Origin of the sequence: Novosphingobium jiangmenense (genome assembly GCF_015694345.1) — a bacterium.
In the GTDB taxonomy this organism is placed as follows: Bacteria; Pseudomonadota; Alphaproteobacteria; order Sphingomonadales; family Sphingomonadaceae; genus Novosphingobium; species Novosphingobium jiangmenense.
In genome coordinates this window covers 485051-502286 of the sequence record NZ_JADQDC010000001.1, presented here as the reverse complement: position 1 = coordinate 502286, position 17236 = coordinate 485051, and the positions used below count along the sequence as shown (strand labels likewise).

18 protein-coding genes are annotated in these 17236 nt (G+C 66.7%); 8 read left to right on the top strand and 10 right to left on the bottom strand.

Annotation, left to right across the window (positions count from 1 at the left end; translation table 11 throughout):
* The first annotated feature begins 94 nt into the window (after positions 1-94).
* The 6 genes from I2488_RS02235 to I2488_RS02210 all read left to right on the top strand — a co-directional run bounded on the left by I2488_RS02235 (position 95) and on the right by I2488_RS02210 (position 4749).
* Entirely contained in the window at positions 95-1174 is a 1080-nt protein-coding gene (locus I2488_RS02235) for a 3-ketosteroid-9-alpha-monooxygenase, oxygenase component (RefSeq protein WP_196274167.1), read from the top strand.
* A 27-nt stretch (positions 1175-1201) separates the two neighbouring features.
* Positions 1202-1675, top strand: a complete 474-nt coding sequence (locus I2488_RS02230; protein WP_196274166.1) for a nuclear transport factor 2 family protein — start codon at positions 1202-1204, stop codon at positions 1673-1675.
* Between the two features lie 221 nt (positions 1676-1896).
* On the top strand, positions 1897-2676 hold the full coding sequence (locus I2488_RS02225) for an SDR family NAD(P)-dependent oxidoreductase (RefSeq protein WP_196274165.1): 780 nt from the start codon (positions 1897-1899) through the stop codon (positions 2674-2676).
* 36 nt (positions 2677-2712) lie between these two features.
* Positions 2713-3282 carry a carboxymuconolactone decarboxylase family protein gene (locus tag I2488_RS02220; protein ID WP_196274164.1) on the top strand — a complete coding sequence of 190 codons (570 nt, stop codon included), beginning with the start codon at positions 2713-2715 and terminating at the stop codon, positions 3280-3282.
* Positions 3279-4055, top strand: coding sequence for an SDR family NAD(P)-dependent oxidoreductase (locus I2488_RS02215; protein WP_196274163.1), 777 nt, complete (start codon positions 3279-3281; stop codon positions 4053-4055). Before I2488_RS02220 ends, I2488_RS02215 begins: the two co-directional genes overlap by 4 nt.
* Before the next feature lie 16 nt (positions 4056-4071).
* Entirely contained in the window at positions 4072-4749 is a 678-nt protein-coding gene (locus I2488_RS02210) for an SDR family NAD(P)-dependent oxidoreductase (protein WP_196274162.1), read from the top strand.
* 12 nt (positions 4750-4761) lie between these two features.
* Here I2488_RS02210 and I2488_RS02205 read toward each other — a convergent pair whose 3' ends face one another.
* Positions 4762-5559 carry a nuclear transport factor 2 family protein gene (locus tag I2488_RS02205; protein ID WP_196274161.1) on the bottom strand — a complete coding sequence of 266 codons (798 nt, stop codon included), beginning with the start codon at positions 5557-5559 and terminating at the stop codon, positions 4762-4764.
* A gap of 95 nt (positions 5560-5654) precedes the next feature.
* Positions 5655-6764, bottom strand: coding sequence for a LuxR family transcriptional regulator (locus tag I2488_RS02200; protein WP_196274160.1), 1110 nt, complete (start codon positions 6762-6764; stop codon positions 5655-5657).
* 88 nt (positions 6765-6852) lie between these two features.
* Between I2488_RS02200 and I2488_RS02195 the strand changes: the two genes are divergently transcribed.
* Positions 6853-7593 (top strand): 3'(2'),5'-bisphosphate nucleotidase CysQ, encoded by a 741-nt coding sequence (locus I2488_RS02195; protein WP_196274266.1) that lies wholly within the window; start codon positions 6853-6855, stop codon positions 7591-7593.
* Between the two features lie 133 nt (positions 7594-7726).
* Complete coding sequence (locus I2488_RS02190; protein ID WP_196274159.1) at positions 7727-10459, top strand: DUF3857 domain-containing protein; 2733 nt, start codon at positions 7727-7729, stop codon at positions 10457-10459.
* 18 nt (positions 10460-10477) lie between these two features.
* On the opposite strand, the gene I2488_RS02185 is transcribed toward I2488_RS02190, so the two are convergent.
* The 8 genes from I2488_RS02185 to I2488_RS02150 form a co-directional block, all read right to left on the bottom strand.
* Positions 10478-11011 (bottom strand): nuclear transport factor 2 family protein, encoded by a 534-nt coding sequence (locus tag I2488_RS02185; protein ID WP_196274158.1) that lies wholly within the window; start codon positions 11009-11011, stop codon positions 10478-10480.
* A gap of 7 nt (positions 11012-11018) precedes the next feature.
* Positions 11019-11549, bottom strand: a complete 531-nt coding sequence (locus I2488_RS02180; protein ID WP_196274157.1) for an SRPBCC domain-containing protein — start codon at positions 11547-11549, stop codon at positions 11019-11021.
* A gap of 11 nt (positions 11550-11560) precedes the next feature.
* Positions 11561-12331, bottom strand: coding sequence for an SDR family oxidoreductase (locus I2488_RS02175; protein WP_196274156.1), 771 nt, complete (start codon positions 12329-12331; stop codon positions 11561-11563).
* Positions 12332-12392: 61 nt separating this feature from the next.
* Positions 12393-13430 carry a 4-hydroxy-2-oxovalerate aldolase gene (gene dmpG, locus I2488_RS02170; protein ID WP_196274155.1) on the bottom strand — a complete coding sequence of 346 codons (1038 nt, stop codon included), beginning with the start codon at positions 13428-13430 and terminating at the stop codon, positions 12393-12395.
* Positions 13431-13443: 13 nt separating this feature from the next.
* Entirely contained in the window at positions 13444-14385 is a 942-nt protein-coding gene (locus I2488_RS02165) for an acetaldehyde dehydrogenase (acetylating) (RefSeq protein ID WP_196274154.1), read from the bottom strand.
* Positions 14386-14395: 10 nt separating this feature from the next.
* A complete protein-coding gene (locus I2488_RS02160; protein ID WP_196274153.1) occupies positions 14396-15190 on the bottom strand; it encodes a fumarylacetoacetate hydrolase family protein in 795 nt (264 codons plus the stop codon).
* Positions 15177-16007: an alpha/beta fold hydrolase gene (locus I2488_RS02155; protein ID WP_196274152.1), complete on the bottom strand. Its 831-nt coding sequence runs from the start codon at positions 16005-16007 to the stop codon at positions 15177-15179. Before I2488_RS02155 ends, I2488_RS02160 begins: the two co-directional genes overlap by 14 nt.
* A 12-nt stretch (positions 16008-16019) precedes the next feature.
* The gene (locus I2488_RS02150) at positions 16020-17231 is read right to left on the bottom strand and encodes an acyl-CoA dehydrogenase family protein (RefSeq protein ID WP_196274151.1); all 1212 of its coding nucleotides are present in this window, start codon (positions 17229-17231) and stop codon (positions 16020-16022) included.
* Positions 17232-17236 lie beyond the last annotated feature (5 nt).

Sequence of the window (17236 nt, the reverse complement as noted above, 5' to 3'; positions counted from 1 at the left end):
GCCCATGATTCGGTGTTCAGACCTTAAAATGCGCTGATGCGGCCGGGGTTCGCGGCCAAAGCTGAACGGCGCAGTGGTTACAGGAGTGATGCAGATGGCGACCTCGAAAGAGTATGGCCTGGGTGAGTTCGATTTCGCGCGCGGCTGGTTCATGGTCGGCACTTCCGCCGATGCCACGCGCACGCCCGCGCCGATCCGCTATTTCGGCAAGGATCTGGTGATCTACCGCGGCGAGAGCGGCAAGCCCTATATCGTCGATGCCTATTGCCCGCACATGGGCGCGCATCTGGCAAAGAACAGCACCTCCTACATCGTCCGCGATGGCGAGCATGTCGAAGGCGAATCGATCCGCTGCCCGTTCCACGGCTGGCGCTTCGGCACCGATGGTGCGTGCAACCACATTCCCTATTCGGACTTCATCCCCAAGGCGGCCAAGCTCGGCACTTATCCGGTGATCGAACGCGCCGGGATCATCTGGATGTGGCACGATCCCGAAGGGCTGGAGCCTGATGTCGAACTGGCCAACTTCGGCGGCCACTATGGCGAGCCGGGCTGGATCGAGTGGAAGATCGACTACATGGGCGATCTCAACAGCCACGGCATCGAGATCGTCGACAACATGGCCGACTTCGGCCACTTCGTGCCGATCCACGGCGCGACCGACTGGCAGTATTTCGCCAACGAGTTCATGGGGCCGCACCTCCACCAGTACTACAGCGCCGGGCACCGCACGCTGACCGCGAACCCCGAGGACGCGCTGGTGCTGGATACCTGGTATGAAGGGCCGGGCTTCCTCCAGTCGGAAATGGCGGGCACGTTCGACAGCTTCATCATGATCGCCAATACCCCGGTCGAGGACGGGGTGACGCGCTCGTGGCATGCGCTGATGGTCAAGGTCCACGATGGCAGCCGCGAGACGACGGCCGAGGATCGTGAAATGGCGCTGGCCTATCAGGAAGGCAGCCGCCTTGCCTTTGCGCAGGACGTGGAGATCTGGGCGAACAAGCGCGCCTGCATCAACCCGCTGGCGATCCCCAAGGACGGCCCTTACGCCAAGGTGCGCCTGTGGTACCGCCAGTTCTACAACCCGCGCGACAAGGCCCTGGAAATCCAGGGCCGCGTCAACGGCTTGCACGTGACGCTGGACAAGCGCCCCGGCCAGAAGGTCGCTTGAGCGGGCCTGAAACGGGAAGGGCGGTCGATGCTTTCGCTGCAGGAGATATCGGACAGGATCGAGATACAGGACCTGTTCGCGCGCTACAGCTTTGCCATCGACGAGCGCGACTGGGCCGCGCTCGACACGGTGTTCACGCCCGACGCGCGGATTGACTACAGCGAGACCGGGGGCGCGAAAGGCACGCTGGCCGAGATCAAGGCCTGGCTGCCGGTCGCGCTCGAACGCTTCCCCACGTTCCAGCACATGGTCGCCACGACCAAGCTGGAGCTTGACGGCGACGAGGCGCGCAGCCGGACGATCCTGTTCAACCCGATGACCCACAAGGCGCAGGACGGGACGGAACAGGTGTTCTTCATCGGCCTTTGGTACCGCGACCGACTGGTGCGCACGGCGGACGGCTGGCGCATTGCCGAGCGCTACGAGGAGATGGGCTGGTCCCACAACGTGCCGCCGATGGGGCCGGTGCCGGAAATTGTGGTGCCGGAGATCGGGGCGTGAGTGCTTATGCCCACCCCCAACCCCTCCCGCCTGCGGGAGGGGGGTAAAGAGGGCAACCCCTCCCGCTCGTCCTGAGCTTGTCGAAGGGGGAGGGGAGATGCGAGCGATGTTTCTGCCCTCCCGCAGGCGGGAGGGCCGCGAGACTTGGAGAGCGAAGCGAACCTAGTCGCAGCGGGGTGGGCACCTTGCGCAACACAACGATGAGATAAACGGGAGAGATCATGGGAAAGCTTGAAGGCAAGGTTGCCATCATCACCGGCGGTGCGCGCGGCATGGGCGCGGCGACATCGCGGCGCTTTGTGGCGGAAGGCGCCAAGGTTGCCATCGCCGACGTGCTCGAGGCCGAAGGCGCGGCACTGGCGGCGGAACTGGGCGATGCGGCGCGCTACTACAAGCTCGACGTGACCAGCGAGGAAAGCTGGGCGAGCGTGGTGGCGGCGGTCGAGGCAGACCTCGGCCCGGTGGGCGTGCTGGTCAACAATGCCGGCATCCTGATGTTCAAGAGCCTGCTGGAGACGACCAAGGCCGATTACGAGCGCGTGCTGGGCGTCAACCTTGTCGGCGAGTTCCTGGGCATCAAGGCGGTGGCGCCGGGGATGATCGCGCGGGGGCAGGGTTCGATCGTCAACGTCTCGTCGGTCGACGGGATGAAGGGCGCGAACAGCCTTGTCGCCTATGCCTCGTCCAAATGGGGCGTGCGCGGGCTGACGAAGGTTGCGGCGATGGAACTGGGCCACAAGGGCGTGCGGGTGAACTCGGTCCATCCCGGCGGGGTCGACACGGTGATGTCCAACCATTCGGGCGTCGCGCGCAGCGAACTGGACAAGAGCTATGGCGAAGTGCCGCTGCAGCGCATCGGCGCGCCCGAGGAAGTGGCGGCGGCCAGCGCGTTCCTTGCCAGCGACGATGCTTCCTATCTGCATGGTGCGGAGATCGTCGTCGATGGCGGGATGACGGTGGGCACCTACTACCATGGCTTCCCCGGCTCGCCGGGTATGTGAGGCGACAACAACGACAAGCGGCAGAGGAGCGGAGCGATGGCGCGGATTGCGATTCCCGAGAGCGAGCAGGCCAATCCCTATGGCTATGCCGCGCGCACCCATGCGGTGCCGATCATGGCGGCAGGCGCGGCCTTTTCCGAGGCGGTCTATCGCACCAGCAGGCTGTCGCTGCGCGAGTTCGAGGGCGCGCGGATGCGCACGGCGCAGATCAACGGCTGCATGGTCTGCCGCGATTTCCGCGCCGAACGCGACGTGCCGCAGCTCTACAGCGTGGCCGGCGATCCGGGGCAGAAGCTGGTGACCGCGAATGGCCCCGGCCCGGACGAGGCGTTCTATGCCGCAGTGACGGAATGGCGCACCGCACCGCTGTTCTCGGACCGTGAGCGGCTGGCCATCGAGTTTGCCGAGCGCTTCGGCACCGATCCGCAGGGGCTGGCGGCGGACGAGGACTTCTGGGCGCGGATGCACGGCGCGTTCGCTGATGGCGAGATCGTCGATCTGGCACATTGCACGGCGGCGTGGGTCGGCCTGGGTCGCGTCGCGCATGTGCTCGGATTCGATACGGTGTGCCTGGCAGGACTGAGTACTGGCAAGGAAGCAGCATGAGCGTGAGTGACGAGAGACTGGGCGCGCCGGGAACCGGCGTGGTGATTACCGGCGGCGCTTCGGGCATCGGCCTTGCCGCTGCCCATGCGCTGGCCGAAGTGGGCCGCGCGGTGGCGCTGTGGGACATCAATGCCGAGGGTGCCAAGGCAGCGGCGGCGGACATTGCGGCGCGGCATGGGGTGAAGGCGCTGGGCCTCGCCGTGGACTTGCGCAATCCGCAAGGCGTGGCTCCGGCAGCAGCGGAAACACGCGCGGCATTGGGCAGCGTCGGCGGCATCGTCCATGGCGCAGGCACGGCGGTGCAGACCGGCATCGATGGCGTGACGCCCGAGAACTTCGATGCCGGGATGGCGCTGCACGTGCGCGCGGTGATCGAACTGGTGCAGGCCTTCCGCGAGGACCTCAAGGCGCATCCCGGCGGATCGGTGGTGGCGATCTCATCGATCAACGCCTGGTTCGGCAATGGGATGATCCCGATCTATACTGCAGCCAAGGGCGCGGTGATTTCGCTGGTGCGCTCCATGGCCGACGAACTGGCGCTTGAGGGCGTGCGCATCAACGCGCTGAGCCCGGGCATGATCGACACGCCGATCCTTGGCGAGATGCGCGACGGCATGGCGCAGCTGTTCGGGCCGCGCATCTTCCAGGGCCGCTTCGGCAGGCCGGAGGAAATCGCGACCGCTATCCGCTTCCTCCTTTCGAACGAGGCGAGCTATATCACCGCTGCGGAAATCGTCGTCGATGGCGGCATCCGCCATTCGCAGCGGCCCTGAAGGAGTTTCAAGACAGATGCGTTCGGTAATCGTGACGGGCGGGTTCGGCGTGCTGGGCCGTGCGGTGGCGCAGGCCTTCCGCGACAATGGCGACAAGGTGGCGCGGATCGACTTTGCGCCTTCGGCCCCTGACGCCAATCCCGGCGGGCTGGACCTTGGCGGAGTGGACCTGACCGATGCGGCGCAGGCGGCAGCGGCGGTGGAGCGGGTCAAGGCCGAACTTGGCGGCGTGGACGTGCTGGTCAACGTGGCGGGTGGCTTCACCTGGGAGACGGTGGGCGACACCGCGCCTGCCACCTTTGCCCGCATGTTCGCGATGAACGCGACGACTTGCGTGACGATGACCAGCGCGGCGCTGCCGGTTCTGCGCGAGACGGCTGGCGCGGCGATCGTCAACATCGGTGCGGGTTCGGCGCTGGTCGCAGGGGCGGGCATGGGTGCCTATGCCGCGTCCAAGCAGGCCGTGCACAAGCTGACCGAGAGCCTTGCCGCCGAACTGGCGGGCACGGATTGCACCGTAAACGCGGTGCTGCCGAGCGTGATCGATACGCCGGTCAACCGCGCCGACATGCCCGATGCGGACTTCTCGCAGTGGGTGCAGCCGGCCTCGCTGGCGAAGGTGATCGTGTTCCTTGCCTCGCCTGCTGCGCGCAACATCAGTGGTGCGCTGATTCCGGTATCGCGCGGGGGCTGATCAGCCTCCCGATCAGGCGCCCGACCAGATGATCGCCGCCTCGCCGCTCTGGGTCTGCCAGAGCGCATCGCGGCGGACGATGCGCCAGCCTTGCGGGCGCTTTTCCCAGCGGTCGACATATTCGCCGTTGCTGTCGAACACTGGGCCGCCGCTGTCGCCCGCGCGCTGGTGGCGGGCCTGGACATAGGCGCGGCTGGTGGCGCTCGCCTGGCCGGGGTCGACGGTGATCGTGATGCTGCCGATCAGGTGCTGGCTCGGGCCGCAGACGTCGAGGAAGCGGCGCATGTTGGTGGTCAGCGCATCGAGGCCGGCCTGTTCGCCGAGGCCGTAGTCGAAGGTCAGGTCGGCGGCGAAGACATCGGCGAGCGCCGGCCAGTCCTTGCTGTCGAGCACGCGGGCGAAGCGGGCGAGGCCTTCGCGGATGGCGCGTTCCGCCAGCAGGTCGTCGAGCGCAGGGGCGGTGGACGCGGCGGGGGTTTCGTCGACGACGAACATGCGGGTGGCGGCGCGGTCGAAGACGTTCTCCTCGTCCTCGGCGATCAGGCGCGCGACTTCCGGATCTGCGGCGCGGACAAGGAACGCGTCATAGGCGGCGCGGCTGGCGAAGCGCATCTCGGTGACGCTGTCGAAATCGATCGGGGCGACCGTACTTTCGAAGGCGCCGGTGCGGTCGACGTAGTTGCGGCGATAGTCGGCGATTTCCGGCAGGAGCGAGCGGATCAGCGGGGCGTGGCGGGTCTCGTAATAGGCGATGAACGCCTCGCGCGTGAGGCCCGGCTTGCGCCGCAGGAGTGCGATGGCCTTGATCATGTCCGCTCCGGTCTATCGTTATATGCGGAACGGATATTGCCTGAGGATACGCGAAACGCAAACTGTACGGCCTTAAGTGCGAATTTCGCAGAGCATCAGGCGAGCGGCGTCAATCCGCTGAGGATCGCGCGGACGAGGTCGCCCTGGCCGCGCGTGCCGGTCTTGGCATAGATCCGCTTGGAATAGTTGCGCGCGGTCTCGTCGGTCAGGCGCAGGGCGCGGCCGGCCTCGATGATGCTTTCGCCCCGGCTGAGCTTTTCGGCGAGCGCGGCCTCGCGTTCGGACAGGCCGTGGACGTCGCGCAGCACCAGCGTGCCGGCGCGCTCATCCTCGCGCAGGTCGAGGCGCAGGGTGCCGATCACCGCAGGCATGGCGCGCGGTTCGGGCAGGGCGAGGTCGCACTTGCGCAGGAGCAGGTGCAGGTCACGCGCCGGATCGAGCAGCACGACGGCGCTCTCGCTTCGGCCCTCGGCTATGGCGGTGCAGGCCTTTTCCAGCGCGAGCGCGGCGGCGGGCAGGGTTTGCAGACGGCGACCGCCGCGTGGGTCAGGGGCCGGCGCAAAGGCGAGCAGGCGTTCGGACTGGGGGTCTGCGGCCATGACCCGGCCTCCGGCATCGAAGGCCAGTTGTCCGGCACCGAGGCGGCCCAGCGCAGCGGTAGCCATGGCGGCCTGAAGGCGCAGTTCGGTCAGCGCGGCAAGCGTGCGCAGGCCCGCGGCAAGATGCGGGCCGATGGCGGCGAGGGTGGAGACGGCGCTGGATGAGAAGTCCTCGCGCTCGCGCACCAGCAGCAGCCAGGCGTCGGCCACGCCGCCTGCCGTCACGCGCAGCCAGCGGCCATAGCGGATGCCCATTTCGGCCAGCGCGCCGCGCTGCATGGCAAGGCGCGCCGGGTTGTCGAAATCGAGCATCTCGTCGATGCCATAGACGCGGCCGGGGCGGAGCTGGCCATAGGGGTGCAGGTCGAGCGCGTTGAGACGGCGAAAGTCGAGCGGCGGTTCCTTGACCGCGCGCGGGGCCGAGACGTGGATCACGGTCGGCTCCTGCGTCGGCATGGCATTGGCCAGCGTGATGATCAGGAAGGCGCGGCGGGCGTAAGTGCGGGCAACAAGGTTGCGCATGAACGCACCCCACGGCGGCGTTTCATGCACGCCCTCGACAAGCGGCAGGAACAGCTCCTGCTGATCGCTGTGATTGAACGCCACCGTTTCCTCCCATATGGGAGCTTTGGTTTAGGGGCGGAGCGGTGAATTGCAAGCCGAGCCTGAGGGGACCAATATGACCGATCTCGCAATGACCGATGCCGAACTTGCTGCGCACCTTGCCGAAGTGGCGGGCAAGCTGCTGATCACGGTGCGCGATAGCGGGATGCTCAGCCTCAAGGCGCTGGGCAAGGCGGGCGATGCCACGGCCAACCAGTTCCTCGTCCACGCCCTGCGCGAACAGCGGCCCGAGGACGGGCTGCTGTCGGAAGAGGAGAAGGACAACCTCGACCGGTTGCAGTTCTCGCGCACGTGGATCGTCGATCCGGTGGACGGCACGCGTGAGTATGGCGAGGCGCGCACCGACTGGGCGGTGCATGTCGGCCTCGCCCTTGATGGCGTGGCGAGCATTGGTGCGGTGGCGCTGCCCGGAGCGGGCATCGTCCTGCGCACGGACCAGCCTCGCGAAGTTCCGCCCGCGCCCGAGACCCTACGGATGGTCGTCAGCCGCACGCGCCCGGCGCGCGAGGCGGTGGATGTTGCCGCAGCGATCGGGGCCGAGCTGGTGCCGATGGGCAGCGCCGGGGCCAAGGCCATGGCGGTGATCCTCGGCGACGCCGACATCTACCTCCATTCGGGCGGGCAGTTCGAATGGGACAGCTGCGCGCCGGTTGCGGTGGCGCTGGCGCATGGCCTGCACTGCAGCCGCATCGACGGCAGCCCGCTGGTCTATAACCAGGCCGATACGTACATGCCCGATCTGCTGATCTGCCGGAAGGAACACGCCGAGATGGTGCTGGCGCAGATCCGGGCGCTCGACAAAGGCGCGTGAACGGCGATTGCCAGCTTTGGCAATAGCGGGCAGGTATTCCCTCTGAATACAGGGGAATTGCGTGACTGCCAGATCCGCTTCGTTCGTTGCATGTCTTCTTGTCAGTACTGCACCGGCATTTGCCGGTGAGACCGTGCTTTACGAACCTGCGCCGAAATGGGTCGAAGTGCGCGATGCGGCGAAGATCGATACTTCCTCCAGCACGGCGCTCACGCTGCTCGACGTGCAACAGCGGATCGAGGGCGATACGCTCAAGGTCTATGTCGACCAGGCCTACAAGCTGGGTAGCCCCGAGGCGCTGACGCAGGGCGGTACCAGCACGGCTTCGTGGATGCCCGACAAGGGCGACCTCACCGTCCATCGCGTCGAGATCCTGCGCGGCGGAAAGGTCATCGACGTGCTCAAGGGCGGGGCGCGCTATCAGGTGCTCCGCCGCGAACGCGGGCTGGAACAGCGCCAGATCGACGGACTGCTGACCGCGACGCTGGCCATCCCCGGCCTGCAGGTGGGTGACGTCCTGCGCATCGCCTATAGCCAGACGACGCGCGACAAGGCGCTGCAGGGCAGGGTCCAGATCGACATGCCACTGCTGACGCTGCCGGTGGAGGCGGGGTTTGCACGGTCGAGCGTGTCCTGGCCCGAAGGCGTGGCGGTGAAGTGGCAGGCGGGGCCTGCGGCAGGCGCGCCGGTAGAGACGGTCAAGGACGGGTGGCACACGGTCAACGTGGTCCTGCCGCTGGCCAAGCGCGAGGAGATGCCCGCAGGCGTGCCATCGCGCTTTACCCGCCAGCCGACGCTAGAGGCGACGACCTTCGCCAGCTGGGACGAGGTCTCGCGCGTGTTTGCGCCGCTCTATTCCACAAAGGATGCGATTCCGGCGGGCAGTCCGCTCGCGGCGGAAGTGGCGAAGATCGCGGCGGCCAGCCCTGATCCGCTGACCCGCGCGGCCTTGGCGACGCGGCTGGTTCAGGATCAGGTGAGTTACCTGCTCAACGGCATGGCGGGCGGCAACTACGTGCCGCAGGCTCCCGCCGAGACGTGGACCTCGCGCTATGGCGATTGCAAGGCCAAGTCTCTGCTGCTGCTGTCGCTGCTCGAGGCTCTGGGGATCAAGGCCGAAGCGGTGACGGTGAACAGCCGGAGCGGGGACGCCGTGCCGGATTCGCTGCCGATGCCCGCCGCCTTCGATCACGTGATCGTGCGGGCGGAGATCGCGGGCACGACCTACTGGCTGGACGGCACCGCCACCGGCACGCGCCTCGCCACGCTGGCCGATGTGCCACCGTTCCGCCACGCCCTGCCGATCCGCGCCGAGGGTGCGCCGCTCATGGCAATCGCGCCGCGCGTGCCGCAGCAGCCTTCAGGCGTGGTCAAGATGACCATCGACCAGCGTGCGGGGATCGACATTCCGGCGCTGGTCACTGCGACGACGACGTTCCAGGGAATGCTCGGCAGCAACCTCGGTGCGGCACTGGCGCAGGCCAGCGCCGAGCAGAAGAAGCAGATTATCGATGGTTTCGCGCAATCGATGTTCGGCGTGCTTTCGAGCAACGGCGGGCTGGTGACCGAGGGCGACATGACCTTCGATGCCGAGACCGGGACGGCGACGGCCACGGTCAAGGGCATCGTTACCACGCAGTTCACGAGTCGGGACGGCACCAAGCGGCTGGACCTGTCCGGCCTGTCGAGCGCGAACGAGGCCTTCGAATTCGATCGCAGCCGGGCAAGCTGGAAGGCACTTCCGGTCGATCTCGGCGCAGCGCGGCGGATGCGCGAGGAAGTCGAGGTTCTGCTGCCGGTGGACGAACCGGGCTTCAAGCTGGGTGGCAGGCCCGACTACGAAGCGACTTATGCGGGCATGACGGTGACGCGCAAGGGCGTGCTCGAGGGGCAGCGGCTGGTCGTGACCGAGGAGCATGCGTCGCTGGGGGGCGAGCTTCCGGCAGCGGAAATCCCCGCCGAGAAGGCCAAGGCGCTGCGGCTGAAGAATACGATCCCGTTCCTGACCGCGCCGCTGACCGCCGCGCGGGCGTGGCGCTATCAGTCACCCGCGCTCAAGCCGCGGCTGGTGCCGGTCGAGGAGGCCTATGCCAAGGCGATTGCGCGCGAGCCGGTGGCGGAACAGGCCACCGCGCTGGTCGCCCGGGCAGGGCTTCGCGCGGGGACCTATGACCTGACAGGAGCGCTTGCCGACTATGACAAGGTGATCGCGATTGCGCCGGATGCGGCGAGCTACATGCGCCGCGGCTACCTCAAGCGGCAGCTTGGACGGGTGGACGAGGCGATTGCCGACCTGCGCGAGGCGCTGAAGCTCTCGCCCTCGGTGGACAGCGCGCTGACGCTGGCCGACACGCTGGGCTATGCCGGGAAGAGCGAGGAAGCGCTGAAGCTGCTCGCCGAATATGACGACATGGGCGACGAGCACAGTTCGGTGGTGCAGGTCCGTTCGGACGTGCTGGGCTATGCGGGGAAGGGGACAGACGGACTCAAGGAGATCGACGCGCTGATCGAGGAGAAGCCGGGCGATACTTCGCTGCTCAATGCTTCGTGCTGGTATCGCGCACGGTTCCGCGTCGGCACCGAGGGCATGATGGATGTGTGCAACCAGGCGGTGGAGCGGGCGTCCAACGCCTCGGCCGTGCTGGACAGCCGGGCGATGGCCGGGATTGCCAGCGGAAACCTTGTCGCGGCACTGGCCGATGCCGAAGCGGCGCTGAAGATCGCGCCGGGGCAGGTCTCGACGCAGTACCTGCGTGCGTGGATCGGCAATGCGTTGGGCAAGCCCGAAGCCAAGGCTGACCTAGCCTATTTCCGCAAGGTCATGCCGGGGCTGGTTGCCGACTACGCGCGCTACGGGTTGAAGTAGCGCGCGCTTCGTACCGCCTCACTCGTCCCAGTGGATGAGGTGGCTGATGTCGGTGCGTTCGTGGGGCTTGCGGCCGGTAGTGGCGAGGCGCTGGACGGTGGGCTTGCCCTTCATCTCGCTGAACTTGCGCAGGACTTCGATCACGCGGTCGTAGTAGGTGGATTCGATCTTCCACACTCCGCCTTCGCGGCGATAAGCGTCGGTGTAGATCGCGGTGCCGAAGGTGTGGGCGTCCTTTTCGAGGTCGATGAACACGTCCTGCAGGTACCACAGGCCGGTGGCGCTGTTGTCGCCGGTGACGTTGATCTCGGGCATGATGCCGATATGCATGGCCAGCGCGCCCGAATGGAACGAGTTGGACAGGAACTCGACCATGGCCTCGCGCCCCTTGAGCGAGACCTTGTAGGTGCCGCCGTTGTAGGTGCAGGCGACGTCTGCCGTGAACAGCGCGGGCAGGGCGGCGAAATCGCCGGTGTCGATGGCGCGGAAGTAGCGGTGCTTGAGCACCTTGATCTCTTCCATGTCGGACAGCTGCTGAAGCGTATAAGGCATTGCGGGATCAGGCTTTCTGTTCTTGCGCGTAGAGCATTTCGGCACGCGCCTTGAGCGCGCGGCCGGTATCGTCGAAGGCACGCTTTACCCATGGGCCGGCAAAGCGGAAGACGTGGATGCCGTTGGTCCCGAGGAACGCGTCGGTCGAGAAGTAGCGGCACGAGGCCTCGCCGGTCGGCTCGATGATCTGGTCGCGCCGGGCGGGGTAGGGCCAGGCGGGATCGTTGGGCAGGTCCCACGAGATCTGGCGTTCGGGCACGATCGAGCTGATGAACTCGCAGTTGGGGAAGAGCGTCCCCGGCACGGCATAGTTGATCAGCGTCATTACCACGGCATGGCCGAGTTCGATCTTCCCTTCGGCGCGGATGCAGAAGGGGTTCCACGCGCTGTAGTTCTCAAGATCGGTGAGGATCGACCAGACCACGCGGGCCGGTGCGGCGATCTCGAAGACCTCGCTGACGGTGACCGCATCGGGATCGTAGCCCTCTACCGGGTCTTCGGCGAGGGACTTTGCCGTCTTCATCCATTCAAGCTGCATGGCGCTTCCCCTTATGCCGCGACCCAGTCGCCGCCGTTGACGTCGAGCATCGCGCCGGTGATCTCCGAGGCGTAGTCCGAGAGCAGGAAGTACACCGCCTTGGCGCAATCGGCGTCGGGCGGGATGTGGCCGACCGGGATTTCGCTGGCGCGCTGGGTGCGGAAGGCTTCGGCCCCTTCGCCAAGCGTCTGGATGAAGCCTTCCAGCGGCGCGCCCATCATCCAGCCCATCAGCGCGGTGTTGACGCGTACGCCGGTGCCGCCGAACTCGACCGCGAGGTGGCGGGTCATGTGGTTCAATGCGCCCTTGGCCATGCCATAGCCGCCTTCGCCAGGCATCGGCTTGCGGGTGCACAGGGTGGAGATGTTGACGATCGAGCCTGCGCCTTGCGCCTTCATGGTCGGGAACACGGCCATCGCCATGCGCAGGGCACCTGCCGCGCCGACGTTGAACGCCTGCAGGACCTGGTCGATGTCATGTTCGATCAGCGGGCCCCAATCGGGGTGGTAGTAGGCCGAGTTGACCAGACCGTCGATGCGGCCCCACTTGTCGAGCGCGGCCTTGGCGGCGGCCTGGCACTGATCCATCTGCGTGACGTCGAGCGGGACGGCGATGGCCTCGCCCCCGGCAGCGACGATCTCGTGCGCCACTTCCTCGATGGCCTGCTTCGAGCGCGCGGTGACGACCACCTTGGCGCCTTCCCTTGCCGCACCCCGGCACGCGGCTTGGCCCATGCCGGGGCCGGCGCCGGTAATGATGACGACCTTGTCCTTGAGGATCATGGCATTCTCTCCCGGTAGGGCGGGGGCTTTTGGTGCCCTCTCGCCGGTTGCTTGCTTGAAGTCAGGCTTGCGCTTTGAGCATGTCGAGCGCGACATCGACGATCATGTCTTCCTGCCCGCCGACCATCTTGCGGCGGCCGAGTTCGACGAGGATCGCGCGGGTATCGAGGCCATAGGTCTCGGCCGCCTTCTCGGCATGGCGCAGGAAGCTGGAGTAGACGCCGGCGTAGCCGAGCGCGAGCGTCTCGCGGTCGACGCGGACCGGGCGGTCCTGCAGCGGACGGACGAGATCTTCGGCGGCGTCCATCAGCATCATCACGTCGCAGCCGTGGTTCCAGCCCTTGCGGTCGATGGCGGCGATGAACACTTCGAGCGGGGCATTGCCCGCGCCCGCGCCCATGCCGGTGAGCGAAGCATCGATGCGCACTGCGCCGCACTGCGCCGCGACGATGGAGTTGGCAACGCCCAATGCGAGGTTGTGGTGCGCGTGCATGCCGCGCTGGGTTTCGGGCTTCAGCACGCGGTCATAGGCCTCGAACCGCGCACGCACGCCATCCATGTCGAGCGCGCCGCCGCTGTCCGTCACGTAGACGCATTGCGCGCCGTAGCTTTCCATCAGCACGGCCTGCTGGGCGAGCGCATCGGGCTCGATCATGTGGCTCATCATCAGGAAGCCCGAGACGTCCATGCCGAGATCGCGGGCGATGCCGATGTGCTGCTTCGAAACGTCGGCCTCGGTGCAGTGCGTGGCGACGCGGACCGAGCGGACGCCGATATCGTAGGCGCGGCGGAGTTCCTCCACCGTGCCGACGCCGGGCAGGATCAGCGTGGTCAGCACGCACTTGTCGAGCACGTCGGCCACGGCTTCAAGCCATTCCCAGTCGGTGTGCGCGCCAAAGCCATAGTTGAAGCTGGCACCCGACAGGCCGTCGCCGTGGGCGACTTCGATGGCGTCGACGCCCGACTTCTCGATGGCCGCGGCAATCGCGCGAACGTGGTCGATCCCGTACATGTGCTTGATGGCATGCATGCCGTCACGCAGGGTCACGTCCTGGATGTAGAGCTTGTCGCCGCGTTCGACGTTGAAGGTTGCAGTCATCGTCCGGTCTCCTTCAGGCGGCAGCAGCGGCCATGCGGCGCGCGGCAAGCAGTTCGCCGGTGGCCTTGGCGGCGGCGGTCATGATGTCGAGGTTGCCGGAGTAGCTGGGCAGGTAATCGCCCGCGCCTTCGACTTCGAGCATGATCATCGACTTGATGCCGGTGAACTCGCCCTGGCCGGGGATCTTGAGGCGGTTGTTGTCGCCGAAGCGTTCGAACTGGACTTCCTGCTTGAGGCGGTAGCCGGGGACGTACTTCTGCACTTCGGCAACCATGTCCGCCACCGAGCGGCGGATGGCGTCCTCGTCGCCGCCTTCGGACAGGGTGAACACGGTATCGCGCATGATCATCGGCGGTTCGGCAGGGTTGAGGATGATGATCGCCTTGCCCTTGGCCGCGCCGCCGACCTGCTCGATGGCGCGGGCGGTGGTGCGGGTGAACTCGTCGATGTTGGCGCGGGTGCCGGGGCCGGCCGAGCGCGAGGAGACGCTGGCCACGATCTCGGCGTAGTGCAGCTTGTCCGAGACGCGGGCGACGGCGGCGACCATCGGGATCGTCGCCTGACCGCCGCAGGTCACCATGTTGACGTTGGGCTGATCGAGGTGCTGGCCCATGTTGACCGGGGGCACGGTGAACGGACCGATCGCGGCGGGCGTCAGGTCAACCACCTGGATACCGTCGGCGCGCAGGGCCTCGTCGTGGACCTTGTGCGCATAGGCCGAGGTCGCATCGAAGGCGATGCCGATGTCCTTGTAGAGCGGGTGCTTGCGCAGGCCTTCGAGGCCTTCATGGGTCGTGGCAATGCCGTGCTCGCGCGCCATGGCGAGGCCTTCGGAATTCTCGTCGATGCCGACGACGATCGCCAGCTCCATGTTCTGCGGGTACTTGATCATCTTCATCATCAGGTCGGTGCCGATGTTGCCCGAGCCGATGATCGCGGCCTTCACGCGTGCCATGGAGTGTTCCTCAAACGAAGTTGGCGACGCAGGTGCCCAGCGGCCCTGCATCGTTGCTGAGAGTCATTTCGAAACGGTCGCCCTTCACGGCGGGCGCGAGGGGGACGAGCGATCCCGACAGGATCACGTCGCCCGCATCGAGCGTCACGCCATAGGCGCCGAGGGTATTGGCAAGCCAAGCCACGGCCTGCGCCGGATCGCCCTGAACCGCGTGGCCATAGCCCTCGGACAGCGGTTCGCCGTTCTTGGTGACGGCGACGTGCAGGTTGGGCAGGTCCAGCCCTGCCGGATCGAGCCGTTCCTCGCCGATCACGTAGACGCCGCAGGAGGCGTTGTCGGAGACGGTGTCGACGATCTTGATCTTCCAGTCGTCGATGCGGCTGTCGACGATCTCGAAGCAGGGTGCGATGCTCTCGGTCGCGGCGAGAACGTCGGCGGCGGTGATGCCGGGGCCGTTGAGGCCGCTCTTGAGGATGAACGCGATTTCGGCTTCGGCGCGCGGGGCGATCAGGGCCTTGGCGTCGATGTCGATGTCGCCCTCGACATGCATCCAGTCTGTCAGGAAGCCGAAGTCCGGCTGGTGGACGCCGAGCATGTCCTGCACCGCCTTGCTGGTCACGCCGATCTTCTTGCCGACGACCTTCTCGCCATCGGCGACGCGGCGCGAAAGGAAGTCCAGGTTGATCGCATAGGCGTCATCGATCGTCAGCGAGGGGTCCTGCTCGATCAGCGGGGCGATGGTCTTGCGGGCGCGCAGCGCGTCGTAAAGCGCCGCACCATAGTGCTGGATCTTATCGGCGGGCATTCAGGAACTCGATGGCATAGGCGTTGAATTCGGCGGCGCGTTCCACCTGGACCCAGTGGCCGGTGCGGACGAAGGTAATGGCGCGCACGTCGGGGCAGTGGTCGAGGAACAGGCGCGAGTGCGCTTCCGGGCAGAACTCGTCGTTGAGGCCCCACAGCACGAAGACCGGCTGGGTGATCTCGGGCAGGCGCGGCGAGAGGTCGGGCGTGCGCATGCGCACCAGCACGTCCTTGGGCTGGGTGCGCGCCACGGCGAAGCGCTCTTCCACCAGCGCGTCCGGGATGTTCGGCGCGAAATCGGGGTGGACCAGGTTCGAGACGAGACGCTTCTGTTCGGCCAGGTCGAAATCGGGGCTGCCGAAGTTGGAGACCATCTTGGCAATGCCCGGCATCACGAAGTAGCTTTCGCGCTCTGCCACGCAGCCCGGCGCCATCATCACCAGGTTCTTCGTGAACTCCGGATGATCGAGCGTCATAAGCAGGGCAATGCCGCCGCCCAATGAATTGCCGACGAGGCTGGCGCTGGTCACGCCGTGGGCGACGAGCGCTTCGTATACCGTGTCGGTGAACAGCTGCAGCGTGTAGTCCAGCCCTTCGGGCTTGGACGAGCCGCCATAGCCGATCAGGTCGGGCAGGATCACGCGGTATCCGGCATCGACGAAGGCGTCGATGTTCTGGCGGAAGTTGGATGCGCCCGATGCGCCGGGGCCGCTGCCGTGGAGGAACACGACCGCTGGTGCGGAAGCGTCGCCCGCTTCGGCGATGACGATGTCGTAGCCACCGGTAACGCGGTGGCTGGCGTGCTTGAGATCAGCCATGTGCGCGCTCGCTCAAAGGAAGGTGAAGGAAGGTTCGCGGCCGAGCATGCCGCCGACGAGATCGGCGGTGCGGTTGGCCGGATCATTGGCAACGTGGGCGCGGCCGGCGTGGAGATCGAGCCACGGCTGCAGGATCGGGCTGGACATGTAGATCGCGCGGCCGCCGAGCAGCTTGACCATGTCGTCGACCAGATCGGCCATGCGGCGTACCACGCTGGACGAGTTGTAGGCGTAGAACGTGCGCTTCTCCATCGGGATGGATTCGCCCCGCTCGGCATGGGCCATGAGGTCTTCGAAGGTGAGGCGCAGGGTCTGCTCCATCTCGGTGACCTCGGCATGGGCGCGGGCGATGGCCGCGTTCATGAAGGGATCGTCCTTGGAAGCCTTGCCGGTGTTGGTCGAGACGCGGCTCTGCGCGATCTCGACAGCGGCGTTGATCGCCGCGCGCGCGCCGCCGAAGGCCGCGGTCGACACCGAGCGCATGAACACTTGCGCCCAGGGCAGGGTGTAGAGCGGGCCGGGGTTGGTCTCCTGCCCCGGATTGGCGCAGAGGAAGCCATCGACCGAGCGGTGGGTGCGGTGTTCGGGGACGAAGACATCGTCGACGATCACGTCATGGCTGCCGGTGCCCTGCAGGCCGAATACGTGCCAGCTATCGGTGTCGATGGTGTAGTCGGCGCGGGGCAGCAGGAAGGCGCGCATGTCGGGCGCGCCGCCTTCTTCGCGCGGGGGGACCATCGCGCCGAGCACGACCCACTGGCAGTGGACCGAGCCGGTCGAGAAGCCCCAGCGGCCCGAGAGGCGATAGCCGCCCTCGACCGGGGTGACCTTGCCGACGGGCTGGTAGGACGACGAGACGAGGGTGGAAGTGTCCTTGCCCCAGACTTCGGCTTGCGCCTCTTCGTGGAACAGCGCGATCTCGTAAGGGTGGCAGCCGACAACGCCGTACATCCAGCCGGTCGACATGCAGCCTTCGGCCAGCGCCTTCTGCACATCGTAGAACACGTTGGGGTGCATTTCGTAGCCGCCCCAGCGGCGCGGCTGGAGGATGCGGAAGAAGCCCGCCTCATGCATCTCGGCGATGGATTCCGCTGGCACGTCGCGCGCGGCGACGCAAGCGCGGGCGCGTTCGCGCAAGGTCGGGATCATCGCTTTTGCGCGGGCGACAAGTTCCTCGCCCGTTGGAATCGCATCCGTCTGCGAAAGTGCGACAGCGCTGGCCATGTTCC